Origin of the sequence: Calothrix sp. NIES-2100 (assembly GCF_963875285.1) — a bacterium.
Lineage (GTDB): Bacteria > Cyanobacteriota > Cyanobacteriia > Cyanobacteriales > Nostocaceae > Aulosira.
The window spans coordinates 9364473-9380318 of the sequence record NZ_CAWNLA010000001.1; the positions used below are offsets into that span (position 1 = coordinate 9364473).

Sequence of the window (15846 nt, forward strand, 5' to 3'; positions counted from 1 at the left end):
GGAAACTCCATCCCAAGAGCGGGTGAGCTTTCTGGCGCTAATAGTCGTCTAAGGGCATTGGGCATTAGTAATTTCTTCCCTATGCCCCATGCCCATTTTCATATATCTTGGTGTATGCCGGAAATGATTACTACTTATCAGATTTTGTGACTTCAAATTGTTTGCCTTTTGGCTTCAAAGTAAAGTGGGTAGACGATTGTAGAAATTTAGTAAAATTAGAACCAAGTTTTAACTTTTTGACAATTGAATTAGGAGACTGTCCGCATACTTTTTGTAATTCTGTCCCTAGTATAGATACAGATAAATTAGTTGTTGGAGACTGAGATTGCATCCTATTAATAATCTCTAACAGTAGTTTTTCTAAATCTTCTTTTGAGCCAATATCTTTAGGAGAACTGACTATTTCTACACTATTTATAGCCTCTGTTGAATTGATTTTCTCTGAAGATGCTGTGGCTTGATCGTCTTGAGTTGACTTTTTCTTATTAAATTGCAGATTACATCTTTCTTGAAAAAGATTGGCGATCGCCATCAAATCGCTTAATCTAGAACTAATTGATTCTTGTTCAGACTTAATTAAATTATCAATTTTTTCAACAACTTTTTCTAAAGAGGGAATTTCCGTTACTAGTGGTAATGAATAATAGATAAATTTTCCAGTATTGCGGTTTTCTATATATAAAATTTGTGATTGTCTCCGCACCCAATAGACAAGCATACCTTGGTTTTGTAGTTCATTGCAGAGGTGGCTTAAAATTCTATCTCCAGAACAGACTAATATTTCTTTAACTGTTGGATAATAACGTGACAGACCCGCACCGAAGGCAATCATTTTCGCATCAGCACTATCTTTACCCTCTGGCACATGAACAAGTTGATAGCCACGCTCATATAGTTCTATATCCTGCTTGCTATTGCTCGGATTTTTCCAGTTAGCAAAGGCAATCTTTACCTGTAGAGGATAATTACAAATACTAGCTAAAAAGTTTTCAGCAGGAATATCTAATTTGAGGTTTTCTACATCTAAAAGTAGCAGAGAAATTCCTCGATCTAATTTAGTTTTGCTTTCAATTTTTTGGTGAATTTTCTGAATAAATTGGGAAAACTCAGGAGATTCCAGCCATTCAGGTGATAAGACAGTTTGCAAAAGTTCATTAACTAAAGTTAAAGCAAAAGATTGGTCAACCTCCTCTGTAGCCTTTTCTGTCAGCGAGTTTTCTATCAAAGAAAGTTCTGTTGCTTCAGCTAAAGGTAATTGAGTATGTCCGTTACTATCTGCAATCAACTGATTTTTCAGGGAATTGACTAATGCAGGCTCAAAAAATTGTTTACGGCAATTTTTGCACAAATAATACTGTTTACCGTTCCGACGACCGTTTTTGCGGTATGAAGTTGATTCACATCGGGGACATTTCATCTTGTTATTCAGCTTGTCTTGTGCTGATAATCACTTCTGTGTGCGCAATCTGAAAAGTTTAATTCATAAATTTTAATATAATGGCCGAGGTAAGTTTTGGGATATTGTTATTTTGTAAATATAAGTAGCTGTCATGAATTGCGTACAAGACAGATGAAAAAGGGAAGCTTGGGCTAGGAACTAGTATTTTTTACTTGGTACACAACAGTTTTTTATGTCAGTCAATCACGGAAAAATCCCACAACCAAAGATGAAAATCTCTGTTCCCCAAGTTTAAGCGCCTCTATTTTCTAGCTAGGTAGGGCATTGTCCACCATATCTTGGTTATGGTGGACAATGCCCTACCTACACTTAAGCTTCCAGAGCAGATCAGTTTTTCAATAATCAAACCGGATTTTTATATACTACGAGATTAGGTAGTTTGCAGACACAGGCTACTAAAGATTTTGGAGGTGGTATCAAATTCAACCAAGCGGCCAATCTGACTGTCATTGTTGTCAAAGCAAGCTGTAAAATCTGATAAGCGAGTAACCTGGCGCATATTGTGGCTAACAATCACAATTGTGTAATCAGAGCGTAAACTCTGGATTAACTCCTCAACTTTTCTGCTAGCGATCGGATCGAGGCCAAAACAAGGCTCATCCATTAAAATAACTTTTGGTTTGACGGCTAACGCACGAGCAATACACAGACGTTGTTGTTGTCCACCAGAAAGCTCCAAAGCCGATTTGTACAGCTTATTTTTGACTTCATCCCAGAGGTTAGCACTTTTAATCGCAGATTCAATAATTTCATCTAGTTCTGCTTTCGGATGCCATCCTAAAAGTTTCACCCCATAGGCAATATTATCGTAAATGCTCATGGGAAACAGATTTGGTTCGGGAAATATCATGCTGATTTGGCGACGCACCCGATTTAAACTTACACGACGCTCGTAAATATTTTGACCAATAAATTCTACTTTTCCTTCAATTTTTACTTTTTTGTCAGGCTCGGTCATGCGATTGAGAGATTTGAGAAAAGTAGATTTACCACAATTACTAGGGCCAATAATTGCTGTTACTTTGTTTTGATAAATATCTACTGAGATATCTTCAAGTATCTTTTTATTATCGTAATAAAAACTAAAATTGCTGACTTTTATGGCTGGGAGTAAGTGATTCATGTTGATTAATGTGCGATCGCAAACTGGATTGAGCAGAACGGTTAATTGTTTAGTTTTTATGAAGTTAAGTAGAAATGCACAAAGACACTGAATAAAAAACCCAATTATGTAACCGGGACTAAATGTCGCTCAAACTCTCTTATTGTCCGCCTTACGCCTAGAAAGCAGTAGCAGACTTTCTCACTTGTACCCATTTATTCACGACAATTGCGTAAAGTTTTTATAAACTTTACAGAAAAAATATAAAAAAATTATAATCCTACAGATAAATACAGATATATACAGATATATACAGATAATTAATCTCTACTTCTCAAAGGTAAAAATATTCTTATCCGATTTATCAGTAGTTCAAATTAATTACACAGAACACGCTTAACGATTTAGCCGTTATGTGTCATTAATGTCATATCTATATATCCGTAGGAATAATTATTATATATATAGCTGATGCATATATCCTTGGTATGTCCTTGATGTGAAGGCCTGGTTGCAATTCCAGCCATGATGGCGCATCCTAGCTCATGCTTCTCATCAAAAACTTCATCATCTTTGAGATCTAATAACTAGTCTTCAATAAAATTAAATTGGGGAATGTAAGAGAATAAGAAACAACGGATACTATTGCTATTTCCAATTATTAATTTGCGAAGGTAGATAGTATCGCTGCCGAGTAAGTCAAAAGTCAAAAGTCAAAAGCTTAATACATCAAGGCTTGTGACTGTTTGAAATGGTAGCTTTATTTACGCCGTGTTGTACTAGTAACTTAATTTAGACGGGTTAAAACGTAGTCGCGTGTACGGTAATCTACCGGATTAGCAAAGATTTTAGCAGTAGTAGCAAATTCAACCAGGCTACCAATATGATTTTCATTGGTATGAAAAAAAGCTGTAAAATCTGATAAGCGAGTAACTTGCCGCATATTGTGGGTAACAATCACAATTGTGTAATTAGAGCGTAAACTCTGGATTAGTTCCTCAATTTTCATGCTAGCGATGGGATCAAGTCCAAAACAAGGCTCATCCATTAAGAGAATTTTTGGCTTGACGGCTAAAGCACGCGCAATACAAAGACGTTGTTGTTGTCCACCAGAAAGATCTAAAGCTGATTTGTGCAGTTTATTTTTTAGTTCATCCCAGAGGTTAGTACTTTTAATAGCAGATTCAATAATTTCATCTAATTCTGCTTTCGGACGCCATCCTACAAGTTTCACCCCATAAGCAACATTATCATAAACGCTCATAGGAAATAGATTTGGTTTTGGCAATACCATACTAATTTGGCGACGCACCCGATTTAAGTTAACACGACGCTCGTAAATATTTTGACTGAAAAATTCTACTTTTCCCTGAATACGTACTTCTCCTTCTAGTTCGGCCATGCGATTGAGAGATTTGAGAAAAGTAGATTTACCACAATTACTAGGTCCAATAATTGCAGTTACTTTGTCTTGATAGATATCTATTGAGATATCTTCAAGTATCTTTTTCGTATCGTAATAAAAACTAAAATTGCTGACTTTTATGGCAGAGACTAATTTATTCATGGTCACAAAGGCGTGATAGCAAATTTGAATGATCAGAAAAGTTAAAATTTCTTTCTCTATGAGATTATTTCTACTCTTTTATTGAGAAAATATTTGTAAATTATTTGTAAACTTCTATATAGAAGTAAAATATTTTCAATAGTAGAGTCTGTGAGAAGTTGTTAAATACATACTCTGTAAATCGCCTTTGAGCTTTAAACAAGCTATCAATTTGTTAACAAACCATAATTTTACTTGCTATAGGACTCTTATTTGATTTGTGCGAAGCTAGGTACACTTTTATTCTTTCTTTCCTGTTCCCTGTTTCCTCTTCCCGGTTCCCTCCATACGCAAACAGTTTCAAAAATTAAAACGGATTTGATATTACAAGTTACCCTCCATATAACCACTAGTTAACTTTTATATTACCTGAGTACGTCAAATTTCAGTTAGTGAACTGTTCACTCATATGTTCACTAGCTCTTAAATTTTAAAAATTATTGTGGTTTTGGATTGATTGGGCGGCAATTGCACGTCCGATAAATGAGGAGTATCCTGGTGAGCAAAATGAACTTGAAGCTTAATAGCTTGACAGTCTTAGGTTTAATGTCATTGGTCACAGCCACCTTTGGTTTATCAATGTCTGCGGTTCAGTCCCAAAGTGTTAACACAATTCAAGTAGATGGTTCTAGTACCGTCTTCCCGATTACCGAAGCAGCAGCAGAAGAATTTCAAAAGTCCCAAGGGGGTAGAGTTCGAGTTACTGTTGGTATTTCTGGTACTGGCGGCGGCTTCAAAAAGTTTTGTCGCGGTGAGACTGATATATCCAATGCTTCTCGTCCTATTCTACAGAAAGAGATTAATGATTGTAAAGCTAATGGCGTTCGTTATGTAGAACTACCAATAGCTTATGATGCTCTAACAGTTGTAGTTAATCCTCAAAATAACTGGGCAAAGAATCTGACAATTGCTGAACTCAAGAAAGTTTGGGAGCCAGGCGCACAGGGTAAAGTCAATAACTGGAGCCAAGTGCGTTCAGGATTCCCCAATGCGCCCTTAAAGTTGTTTGGCCCTGGTACTAATTCTGGAACCTTTGACTATTTTACTGAAGCTGTGGTTGGCAAAGCTAAATCTAGCCGGGGTGATTTTACTGCCAGTGAAGACGATAATGTTCTTGTACAGGGTATTTCCCGGGATAAAAATGCCCTTGGTTATTTTGGCTATGCCTATTACGCAGAGAATAGTAACAAACTGAAGGCTGTAGCAATTAATGGTGTATTGCCTTCGGAAGCTACAGTAAAAAATGGCACTTATACTCCTTTATCTCGTCCTCTGTTTATCTATGTCAGTTCTAAGGCTATTGATAAACCAGAGGTGAAGCAGTTTGTGAAATTTTATTTGCAGAATGCTGCTAAATTCTCCAAAGAGGTAAGATATGTTGCCCTACCAGGGTCAGCTTATACTACCGCCCAGAGCCATTTCAGTAAAAAGAGATTTGGTAGCGTATTTGGTGGTAAGGAAGCAGTTGGTTTAAAAATTAACGAGCTGCTAAGCCGTGATGCTAAGGAATAAACCAATTCCTGAATTTTGAATTGAGGTGAATTATAAATATCTCACCCACCTAGCCTCCCTCTCCTAGCAATAGAGAGAAGAGTAGAAGAAATAATCAGCGTTTTAAGCTTCTGTCTTTCTAGGCGAGAGGTCAAAATTCTGTGCGTCGAACTCAAGTTAAATTCGCGCAAAATTCAAAATTTATTAAAGGGAGGTTTTTACCTCTCTTTATCTTACTTGCAATTCATATTTCCAGCATGATTGGTACAAAACAAACTCGACTTTCTCCCAAGCTAATGCGTAATATACGAGAACGGACAATTGAGTTTGTCTTGTTTCTTGCAGCACTTTCTTCTGTGGCGACTACCTTAGCGATTGTTGCTATTTTAGTTTACGAATCTATATTATTTTTTCAGCAAGTATCTTTATGGAAGTTCCTCACAGATAGCCAATGGACACCGTTGTTTGATGACAAACACTATGGGATTTGGCCTTTAGTGTCAGGAACTTTAGTTACCACAGTGGTTGCCTTATTAGTAGCAGTGCCATTAGGTACAATTATTGCAATTTACTTGAGTGAATTTGCACCACCATTAGTGAGAGAGGTAGTCAAACCAGCTTTAGAATTATTGGCAGGTATTCCCACAGTAGTTTATGGGTATTTTGCATTATTATTTGTTACACCTTTGTTGCAGGTGATATTGCCAGAACTACCTGGTTTTAATATGTTGAGTGCGGGTTTAGTCATCGGGATTATGATTATTCCCTATGTCAGTTCCTTGAGTGAAGATGCGATGCGTGCAGTACCAGCAGATTTACGGGAAGGTTCTTATGCAACGGGTGCTACCCGGTTGCAAACAGCTTTGCAAGTTGTATTACCAGCATCGATTTCTGGGATATCAGCAGCTTATATTTTAGGAATTTCCCGTGCAGTTGGTGAAACGATGATAGTCGCGATCGCAGCTGGCGGTCAACCCAATCTCACCTTGAACCCGATGGAACCAGCTGCAACCATGACTGCTTATATTGTTGCAGTTAGTTTAGGCGACTTACCACATGGAACTTTGGAATACGAGACTATCTTTGCTGTGGGACTGACTCTCGTGCTGATGACTTTGGTATTCAACATCATCGGTCATTTCCTCGCCAAGCGCTATCGAGAAATTTATTAGTTTGTCAGTTGTCATTTGTCATTAGTTATTTAATTACGAATTACGAATTACGCCTTCTATTATGACAACTCAAAATATGCGGCAAGTTCGCAATATTATCAAACGCAATAAGCTTACTGAATATATTTTTGGCATCGTTGGTTTATTGTCGATGCTGATTGGGATTGTCACTCTTTTTGCACTCATATTTGATTTATTTAGTGACGGTGCGCCGCGTCTTTCTTGGCAATTTTTTACTTCTTTTCCCAGCCGCAGGGCAGCAAATGCAGGTATCCTCTCCGCTTGGGTGGGAACGCTTTTAGTAATGTTAGTAACAGCATCAGCGGCAATTCCTATTGGTCTAGCATCAGGAATTTATTTAGAAGAGTATGCTAAAAAAAATTGGGTTGCCGATTTAATCGAAATTAATGTCACCAATTTGGCTGGTGTTCCCTCCATAATTTATGGTTTGTTGGCTTTGGGTTTATTTGTCTATGGTTTCAAGCTTGGCCCTAGTGTAGTAACTGCGGGGTTGACATTGGCACTGTTAGTGCTACCAGTGGTAATTGTTACCACTCGTGAAGCGTTGCGTGCTATTCCTAATAGTATCCGCGAAGCTGCCTATGCTACAGGGGCTTCTAAGTGGCAAATGATTTGGGATCATGTTCTACCTTATTCAACTGGTAGCATTTTCACAGGAATTATTGTGGCTTTAGCACGGGCTATAGGTGAAACTGCACCTCTAATCACCATTGGCGCACTAACTTTTATTGCCTTTCTACCAGATTCTCCAATTAAAGGCGAGTTTCCTTTTATTTCCTTTTCCTGGTTATTAGCACCTTTTACTGTTCTACCGATTCAAATGTTCGATTGGGTGTCTCGTCCCCAAGAAGCATTTCAGGTGAACGCCGCAGCCGCAGGTATTGTGTTAATTGCTATGACTTTGGCTATGAATGCTGTAGCTATTTTTCTCCGCTATCGTTTACGTCAAAAAATCAAATGGTAGAAAAAAAATCTTCAACTTTAGAAAGACCAATCAAAGCTGCGGTTAATTACTTGAATTTCTATTATGGTGGCAAAGTTCACGCTCTCAAGGATATTAATCTACCAGTAGGTGATAAACAAGTAACTGCACTGATTGGGCCTTCTGGATGTGGTAAAACTACTTTGTTGCGCTGTTTCAACAGGATGCACGATTTGTATCCGGGAAATCGTTATCGCGGGGAAATTACTTTAGAACCGGATGGGATTAATTTATTGAGTAATAAAGTTGATCCAATTGAAGTCCGGATGCGGATTAGCATGGTGTTTCAAAAACCTAATCCTTTTCCTAAGTCAATTTATGAAAATGTGGCTTATGGTTTGCGGGTGCGAGGTGAATCTAAACGGGCAATTATTGATGAGAAAGTGGAGAAAGCTTTGCGTGGTGCAGCTTTGTGGGATGAAGTTAAAGATAGGTTGCGGGATTTAGCTTTTAACCTTTCTGGTGGTCAACAGCAACGGCTTTGTATTGCCCGTGCTTTAGCAACTGACCCAGAGATTGTATTATTTGATGAGCCAACATCGGCTTTAGATCCGATCGCAACTTCTAGCATTGAAGAGTTAATTACTCAACTTAAGCAAACGGTTACCATCCTGATTGTAACTCACAATATGCAGCAAGCTGCCCGTGTTTCTGACTATACGGCGTTTATGTATTTAGGTGAGTTGGTCGAGTTTGGTAAAACAGAGGCGATTTTTAATTACCCAGAAAATAAAAAAACCGCAGATTATGTCAGTGGATTATTTGGGTAAGGGTCAATAATTCTCCTTGTCCCTCCGTTCGCGCAGCGTCTCCCCTTGGGAGAAGTTCTGATCGGAGGAAGCCTCCGCTCAGACTTCTCTCCTTGTCTCCCTCATCCCTGAGTGCAATTGACACTAGTAAATTTGCAAATAGATAAACCCAGCAGGTGTCAGATAATCAGACTGCCTGCCAGGGTTTAGTTTTATATTCTGGCCATGTTTGATCTGGTTAACGCTTATTTGTAATAAATAATGCTTTATCCTTATTTAGGTTAACCAAATTGTGCAGCATCAGTCGTTAAGAAAAGTAAAGAAATTGGTTAAGTTGTAGTTAATAGAGAAATATCACCTGTTAATAATTTCTTCCATTTTGGAGGGAAAAAATCATGCAGGAATAAACTCACAGGAAGTGTGAAGCGAATTGTGTTCAAGGTAGAAATTTTTGGGGAATCATCTTAGTTAAGGCTATCGGTGAATTCAGATCTGTGCCAGCAGCCTGCAAAATGAACCAAAATTTCTAGTTTATGAACACCCATCCATCATCCAGTAAATTCCGGGCATTGCCATTACAGCTTGTCCTCATCGTTCCTTTTGTGGTGCAAGTGTTTGGCGCAGTGGGGTTGGTGGGATATTTGTCATTCAAAAATGGTGAAAAAGCGGTTCAGGATCTAGCCGCGCAGTTGATGAAGCGAACCAGCAGCGAGGTAGATCACCATTTGGATGCTTACCTATCGATTCCCCATAAAGTCAACCAAATCAATGCTGATGCAATTCGGATGGGGTTGCTGAATGTGCGCGATCGCAAAACCGTTGGTAAGTTCTTCTGGCACGAAATGCAAGCCTATGACTTGACTTACATTAGCTTCAACCTTCCTACAGGAGAAGGGGGTGGAGCAGGCCGTTACGATGGCAAGACTGTCACTATTGACGATAATGTCGCCAAAACGCCCAGTCTACCGAAAAATATGATCACTTACTTGACGGACAACGATGGCAACCGGACTCAAATCCTCACGACTGCTACCTGGGATACCCTCAACGAGATTAATTACACCGAACCCGCCAAAGCTGGAAAAGCGATATGGAATCGCATCTACACTTACTATGATCCCGCTTTTCCTCCTTATATTGTGGCATCGGCAGGTCGCCCGGTTTATGATGCCAGCAAAAAGCTGATTGCTGTGGTGGGGGTTGACATCCATCTGTTGAAATTGAGCGAATTTTTGCGAACTTTAGATATCAGTCACTCTGGGCAAGTGTTGATTATGGAGCGGGATGGGATGTTAGTTGCCAATTCCGCTCAGGAGCAACCTTTTACTGTTACCAATAACGAAATTAAACGCCTCAAAGCAATAGACAGCCCCAATTTAGTTGTTCAAGGTATTGCCAAGCAGCTGCAAAAAAGCATTCCCAACCTCAAGACAATCACCAATACCAAGAAATTGAACATCAATTTTCAAGGCGAAAAATATCATGTACATATTGCTCCCTGGCGTGACCAATATGGCTTGGACTGGTTGGTTGTGACCAGCGTTCCTGACAGCACCTTTATGGCACAAATTAATGCCAACACCCAGACTAGTATTTTACTTTGTTTTGGGGCGCTAGTGGTGGCAACCGGGGTGGGTATCTTTACCTCTCGTTGGATTGCGCGTCCCATCCTGCGCCTGAATCAGGCAAGTCAGGCAATGGCAAGCGGTGACTTAGAGCAGACAGTCATAGAGGGTAATATCCAGGAACTCAACATTCTTGCCCATTCCTTTAACCACATGGTAGGGCAATTGCGCGAATCTTTCACTGCCTTAGAAAAAAGTAATGCAGTTCTAGAAGAACGGGTAGAAGAACGCACCGCCCAACTGCAACAGGCAAAGGAAGCCGCCGAAGCTGCCAACCACAGCAAAAGCAAATTTCTTGCTAACATGAACCACGAATTGCGAACCCCTCTGAACGGTATCCTCGGCTATGCTCAAATCCTCCAGCGCGATCCAGCAACCACCGACAAGCAGCAAAAGGGATTGGGCGTGATTCATCAGTGCGGTTCTCACTTGTTGACGCTAATTAACGACATTCTGGATTTGTCTAAACTGGAGGTGCAGAAAATGGATCTCTATCCCCAGGATTTCCATTTGGCAAACTTCCTGACAACTACGGTGGAAATCTGCCGCATTAAAGCCGAGCAAAAGGGCATAGGGTTTCATTACCAGCTGGCTGATAAATTACCGATCGCAGTTCACGCAGATGATAAACGCCTACGGCAGGTGTTGCTGAACCTCCTGAGCAATGCAGTGAAATTTACCGACTTTGGCAGCGTGACATTTAGCGTTGAAGCAATAGAGAATGGGGAAAGTGGCGATCGCACAAGAATCCGCTTCCAGGTAGACGATACGGGTATTGGTGTGGCAGCAGAAAAACTAGCAGCCATCTTTTTACCCTTTGAACAAGCCGGAAAACGCGATCGCAATATTGAAGGTACAGGGTTAGGGTTGGCAATCAGTCAGCAAATTGTGCAGATGATGGGCGGCACAATTCAGGTTAAAAGCATTCTTGGCAAAGGCAGCACTTTCTGGTTTGATATCGATTTGCCCACCGCCGCAGATTGGCTCTCTCAGACTGCAACTGCCCACCAAAAGGTGATCGGCTATCAAGGCGAACGGCGCAAAATTTTGGTGATTGACGATTACCGCGAGAATCGTGCTGTGGTGATTGGGATGTTAGAACCCCTAGGTTTCAAGTTAGCGGAGGCAGACAATGGGCAGACTGGATTGGAGAAAGCAATCGAGATCCGTCCAGATTTAATTATTACCGATGTCATGATGTCAAACATGAATGGGCTGGAAATGACTCGCCGCCTACGTCAACTGCCAGATTTTGCTAAAACACCGATTATTGCTTCCCCGGCCAGTTTGTCTGAGGTGGATATGCAACAGACGATGGACGCAGGCTGTAATAGCTTTTTCCCTAAGCCGATAGACTTCGCCGGACTGTTAGGTGAGTTGCAGCGCCACTTAGAGTTGCAGTGGATTTACGAAACTCCACCACAGACGAATGAAACTTCTGCTGTAGCTGACAATCTGGCGGATTGGGTCGTGCCCGTACCAGCGGAACTGGCAGCCCTTTATCAAGCAGCCCAGGACGGCTTTATGGCTGACATCCAGCAGGAAGCGAACCGCCTCAAGCAACTCAATCCCCAGTACACGTCCTTTGCTAACAAGTTGCTAGACCTGAGTCAGAAGTTTGATGATGAGGGCATAATTAATTTGCTACAACCTTATATGTAGTTATACTTATTAAAATTAATTATTAAAAATATCCATTTTTAAATTTTCTAGTTTTAATTTTGATAAGGAGTTCATCCATGATCGTTGAAACTAATGCTCGCACCGGAACTATTTTAGTAGTGGATGATAACCCCACCAATATTCAAGTTTTGTTTGATATATTAAGCGAAATTGGCTACCGAGTGGCGATCGCCAAAAGTGGGGAAGCAGCCCTACAACGCTTACAATCTTATCAGCCTGATATCATTTTACTAGATGTAATGATGCCAGGAATTGATGGGTTTGAAACCTGTCAGCGACTCAAAGCTGAATCAGCCACCCGCGAAATTCCTGTGATTTTTATGACCGCTCTTTCTGATACAGTGGATAAGGTCAAAGGGTTGAGTCTGGGTGCAGTGGATTATATTACAAAGCCCATCCAACATGAAGAAGCATTAGCACGAATTCGAGTACACCTGCAACTGCACAATTCCCAAAAGGTTCTGGAACAACGCACCAGCGAACTCTCGCAGGCGCTAGACAACTTAAAACAGACACAGATGCATTTGGTGCAGAGTGAAAAAATGTCTTCCCTCGGTCAACTGGTCGCAGGTCTAGCCCACGAAATTAATAATCCCGTCAATTTTATCTATGGCAACTTGAAACCTGCCGAAGAACATATTCAGGATTTGATTACCTTTGTCTCTTTATACCAGGAATGTCATCCTCAACCCCATCCGAAAATTCAAGCTTGGATGGAAGAGGTGGATGTGGAGTATGTGGCGGAAGACTTACCCAAGTTGCTTAATTCTCTCAAACTGGGGAGCGATCGCATCCGCCAACTCGTGCTGTCTCTGCGAAACTTTTCACGCCTAGACGAAAGCGAACTCAAACCTGCGGATATTCACGCAGGTATCGACAGCACTCTGCTAATTTTGCAACACCGCCTCAAAGCCAGCCCTGAACATCCCACAATTCAAGTCATCAAAGACTATGGAAAACTGCCAATGGTGGAATGTTATCCTAGCCAAATCAATCAGGTGGTAATGAATCTTCTCAGTAATGCTATTGATGCATTGGAAGAGTCAAGGGTTAACAGCACACCTAAAATTACTATTCGTACCTGCGTTACCAATAATAACTGGATAACGATCGCGATCGCTGATAACGGTATCGGTATCAGCGAAGAAATCCGTTCTCAACTCTTCGATCCCTTCTTTACCACCAAACCCATTGGTAAAGGTACTGGGCTAGGATTATCTATCAGCTATCAAATTATCACTCAGAAACACAACGGCAAGATTTATTGTTATTCCACTCCTGGGCAAGGAACCGAGTTTATAGTTGAGATTCCAGTACAACGAGTAATGTGTCAGATTGGTTAGGGTCATTATTTTTATTGCGATTTTGAAATTCATCTAATAACTTGTAGAAAGTATTAAAACCTTCTTGCTCATTCGCGCAATTGAGCATAATTATTTTTGCCCAATAATTCGAGGTTGACAGGTGATATTTCTTTTGTAACCAAGGCTGAAACTCTCGATAAAAATCCATTTCTTCCTTTGTAGCTGCAATTCCCAATTCTCTCAAAGCTGTTTTGAAATCTACTAGGAAATGGAACAAATCGCTGACCGAAGCTTGTCCCAGATACATACCTGGTTTGGTTTGGATTTTTTGCAAAATCTCAAATAATTTACTCATCTCTAAAACCTGCAACGATTATTTATGCAATTTCATCTAAATAATCAATCAAAAATTCTCCGCTTGGACATTCAAAATCATTTAGCCAATCCCTAACACTTAATCCTTGTATTGATAGGTTATCAAATACTCTATCTTTCACCTCCATACCGTAATGAGTTCCATTTAAAGTAATCGAATCGTTTATTCCCTGTGATTCTAGACGTTTACTAATTATATAATCCTCACCGAAAGCTGTTTGAATTTTAATAAGTAGGGCGGTGCAATTAAACATAACTGGCGAGGACTGTCATTTGTCATTTGTCATTTGTCATTGGTAAGGGTTTCAAGCCAATTTACGTTTCGTAACATAGTTTGGTTTTTTTCCACCGACTTACTTAATCCGTCCTTTAATCTCATTTTGTTTTAACCAATGCATTACAGCACAAGCACATTCATAACATTGATATAGCTCAAAATTTGCTACTATTTTACCGACTTCCTGGTATATTTCCTCATCAGATAACGCACTCACCCACCTACCCTGACCTTATATATTAATTCGTTTACTTTAATTAAGCGTAAGACGCTTATGCATCTTCTTCGGTGTGAAAGGGCAAAGAATAGCTAATAATATAAGAGAACGCTTCACAGTTCTTAATTATTCAGCTTTACTAAAACAATGGCGAGAGATTTGCGGGGATTTATCAAACTTCTGGAAGAAAGGGGACAATTACAGCGAATTTCTGCTTTAGTTGACCCAGAGTTAGAGATTGCGGAGATTTCTAACCGGATGCTGCAACAAGGTGGGCCGGGGTTATTGTTTGAAAATGTCAAAGGCGCATCCTTCCCGGTGGCGGTGAATTTGATGGGAACTGTGGAAAGGATCTGCTGGGCGATGAATATGCAGCGGCCAGAGGAATTGGAAACTCTGGGGAAAAAGCTGAGTATGCTGCAACAACCAAAGCCGCCGAAGAAGATTTCCCAAGCGATAGATTTTGGTAAGGTGCTGTTTGATGTCCTGAAAGCTAAACCAGGACGAGACTTTTTCCCCGCTTGTCAGCAGGTGGTAATTCAAGGGGAAGAGTTAGATTTAAATAAGTTACCTTTGATACGTCCTTATATAGGGGATGCAGGAAAGATTATCACCCTAGGGCTAGTAATTACCAAGGATTGTGAGACAGGTACGCCAAACGTAGGTGTGTATCGCTTGCAACTGCAATCAAAAAATACGATGACCGTACATTGGTTATCGGTACGGGGTGGGGCGAGACATTTACGCAAAGCCGCAGAACGGGGAAAGAAATTAGAAATTGCGATCGCTCTTGGTGTAGATCCTTTAATTATTATGGCAGCTGCGACACCCATACCTGTAGATTTATCAGAATGGCTGTTTGCTGGGCTATATGGCGGTTCTGGGGTGCAGTTGGCTAAGTGTAAGACTGTAGATTTGGAAGTTCCTGCGGATTCAGAATTTGTTTTAGAAGGGACAATTACACCAGGGGAAGTTTTACCCGATGGCCCCTTTGGTGACCACATGGGTTATTACGGCGGTGTGGAAGATTCGCCATTAATTCGCTTTCAATGTATGACACACCGCAAAGATCCGATTTACTTAACAACATTTAGCGGTCGTCCACCCAAAGAAGAAGCGATGATGGCGATCGCACTTAATCGGATTTACACCCCTATTCTGCGACAACAAGTCTCAGAAATTGTCGATTTCTTCTTACCAATGGAAGCTTTGAGTTACAAAGCGGCGATTATTTCCATTGATAAAGCATATCCCGGACAGGCACGACGGGCAGCTTTGGCGTTTTGGAGTGCTTTGCCACAATTTACTTACACCAAGTTTGTGATTGTGGTTGATAAAGATATCAATATTCGTGATCCCCGCCAAGTTGTCTGGGCGATTAGTTCTAAAGTTGACCCCACCAGGGATGTGTTTATTTTACCGAATACACCCTTTGATACTTTAGATTTTGCCAGCGAGAAAATTGGTTTAGGTGGACGCATGGGAATTGATGCTACCACCAAAATTCCCCCAGAAACAGACCATGAATGGGGCGCGCCACTGGAATCAGATCCAGATGTAGCGGCGATGGTTGATAGACGTTGGGCTGAGTATGGGTTAGCAGATTTGCAACTAGGTGAAGTTGACCCGAATTTGTTTGGCTACGATATGAAGTAAACGCAAAAACGCCCACAGGCTAGAAGCCTGGGGCTAAATCAACAAAGCCCACGAAGGTGGGCTAGAAGTTTTATAGACATAGGTTAAGGTAGAAGGCGTAACTTTAACTACACTTAACACTGACTAC

11 protein-coding genes and 1 pseudogene are annotated in these 15846 nt (G+C 40.6%); 7 read left to right on the forward strand and 5 right to left on the reverse strand.

The features are described from left to right. Window positions 1–130: 130 nt before the first annotated feature. The 3 genes from AACU32_RS38140 to AACU32_RS38150 all read right to left on the reverse strand — a co-directional run bounded on the left by AACU32_RS38140 (window position 131) and on the right by AACU32_RS38150 (window position 4128). The gene (locus AACU32_RS38140; RefSeq protein WP_096607414.1) at window positions 131–1417 is read right to left on the reverse strand and encodes an IS1/IS1595 family N-terminal zinc-binding domain-containing protein; all 1287 of its coding nucleotides are present in this window, start codon (window positions 1415–1417) and stop codon (window positions 131–133) included. 412 nt (window positions 1418–1829) lie between these two features. Further along, window positions 1830–2582 carry a phosphate ABC transporter ATP-binding protein gene (locus tag AACU32_RS38145; protein ID WP_096607415.1) on the reverse strand — a complete coding sequence of 251 codons (753 nt, stop codon included), beginning with the start codon at window positions 2580–2582 and terminating at the stop codon, window positions 1830–1832. A 766-nt stretch (window positions 2583–3348) separates the two neighbouring features. Further along, entirely contained in the window at window positions 3349–4128 is a 780-nt protein-coding gene (locus AACU32_RS38150) for a phosphate ABC transporter ATP-binding protein (protein WP_096607416.1), read from the reverse strand. A 537-nt stretch (window positions 4129–4665) separates the two neighbouring features. Here AACU32_RS38150 and AACU32_RS38155 point away from each other — a divergent pair. The 6 genes from AACU32_RS38155 (at window position 4666) to AACU32_RS38180 (ending at window position 13233) form a co-directional block, all read left to right on the forward strand. Further along, window positions 4666–5679, forward strand: a complete 1014-nt coding sequence (locus AACU32_RS38155; protein WP_096607417.1) for a PstS family phosphate ABC transporter substrate-binding protein — start codon at window positions 4666–4668, stop codon at window positions 5677–5679. Between the two features lie 236 nt (window positions 5680–5915). Continuing rightward, the gene (gene pstC, locus AACU32_RS38160) at window positions 5916–6830 is read left to right on the forward strand and encodes a phosphate ABC transporter permease subunit PstC (protein ID WP_096608356.1); all 915 of its coding nucleotides are present in this window, start codon (window positions 5916–5918) and stop codon (window positions 6828–6830) included. Between the two features lie 61 nt (window positions 6831–6891). Further along, window positions 6892–7815, forward strand: a complete 924-nt coding sequence (gene pstA / locus AACU32_RS38165; RefSeq protein ID WP_096607418.1) for a phosphate ABC transporter permease PstA — start codon at window positions 6892–6894, stop codon at window positions 7813–7815. Further along, window positions 7809–8603, forward strand: coding sequence for a phosphate ABC transporter ATP-binding protein PstB (gene pstB, locus AACU32_RS38170; protein ID WP_096607419.1), 795 nt, complete (start codon window positions 7809–7811; stop codon window positions 8601–8603). Before pstA ends, pstB begins: the two co-directional genes overlap by 7 nt. A 512-nt stretch (window positions 8604–9115) precedes the next feature. Next, window positions 9116–11869: a hybrid sensor histidine kinase/response regulator gene (locus AACU32_RS38175; protein ID WP_096607420.1), complete on the forward strand. Its 2754-nt coding sequence runs from the start codon at window positions 9116–9118 to the stop codon at window positions 11867–11869. A 77-nt stretch (window positions 11870–11946) separates the two neighbouring features. Then, window positions 11947–13233 (forward strand): sensor histidine kinase, encoded by a 1287-nt coding sequence (locus tag AACU32_RS38180; protein WP_096607421.1) that lies wholly within the window; start codon window positions 11947–11949, stop codon window positions 13231–13233. Here the strand turns inward: AACU32_RS38180 and AACU32_RS38185 are convergent. Both AACU32_RS38185 and AACU32_RS38190 read right to left on the reverse strand, forming a co-directional pair. Beyond that, on the reverse strand, window positions 13187–13549 hold the full coding sequence (locus AACU32_RS38185; protein WP_096607422.1) for a hypothetical protein: 363 nt from the start codon (window positions 13547–13549) through the stop codon (window positions 13187–13189). The two genes, AACU32_RS38180 and AACU32_RS38185, sit on opposite strands and share 47 nt — an antisense overlap. A gap of 22 nt (window positions 13550–13571) precedes the next feature. Continuing rightward, window positions 13572–14063 (reverse strand): annotated as a pseudogene (locus AACU32_RS38190) (papain fold toxin domain-containing protein). Between the two features lie 147 nt (window positions 14064–14210). On the opposite strand from AACU32_RS38190, the gene AACU32_RS38195 reads away from it, so the two are divergent. Further along, window positions 14211–15719, forward strand: coding sequence for a UbiD family decarboxylase (locus tag AACU32_RS38195; RefSeq protein WP_096607425.1), 1509 nt, complete (start codon window positions 14211–14213; stop codon window positions 15717–15719). The last annotated feature ends 127 nt before the right edge of the window (window positions 15720–15846 follow it).

Bases quoted from the DNA above. Each gene is read 5' to 3' on its own strand.
- AACU32_RS38185 (WP_096607422.1), bottom strand. From the start codon at position 13,549: ATGAGTAAATTATTTGAGATTTTGCAAAAAATCCAAACCAAACCAGGT.
- AACU32_RS38180 (WP_096607421.1), top strand. From the start codon at position 11,947: ATGATCGTTGAAACTAATGCTCGCACCGGAACTATTTTAGTAGTGGAT.
- AACU32_RS38140 (WP_096607414.1), bottom strand. From the start codon at position 1,417: ATGAAATGTCCCCGATGTGAATCAACTTCATACCGCAAAAACGGTCGT.
- pstA (WP_096607418.1), top strand. From the start codon at position 6,892: ATGACAACTCAAAATATGCGGCAAGTTCGCAATATTATCAAACGCAAT.
- AACU32_RS38175 (WP_096607420.1), top strand. From the start codon at position 9,116: ATGAACACCCATCCATCATCCAGTAAATTCCGGGCATTGCCATTACAG.
- AACU32_RS38195 (WP_096607425.1), top strand. From the start codon at position 14,211: ATGGCGAGAGATTTGCGGGGATTTATCAAACTTCTGGAAGAAAGGGGA.
- AACU32_RS38150 (WP_096607416.1), bottom strand. From the start codon at position 4,128: ATGAATAAATTAGTCTCTGCCATAAAAGTCAGCAATTTTAGTTTTTAT.
- pstC (WP_096608356.1), top strand. From the start codon at position 5,916: ATGATTGGTACAAAACAAACTCGACTTTCTCCCAAGCTAATGCGTAAT.
- AACU32_RS38145 (WP_096607415.1), bottom strand. From the start codon at position 2,582: ATGAATCACTTACTCCCAGCCATAAAAGTCAGCAATTTTAGTTTTTAT.
- pstB (WP_096607419.1), top strand. From the start codon at position 7,809: ATGGTAGAAAAAAAATCTTCAACTTTAGAAAGACCAATCAAAGCTGCG.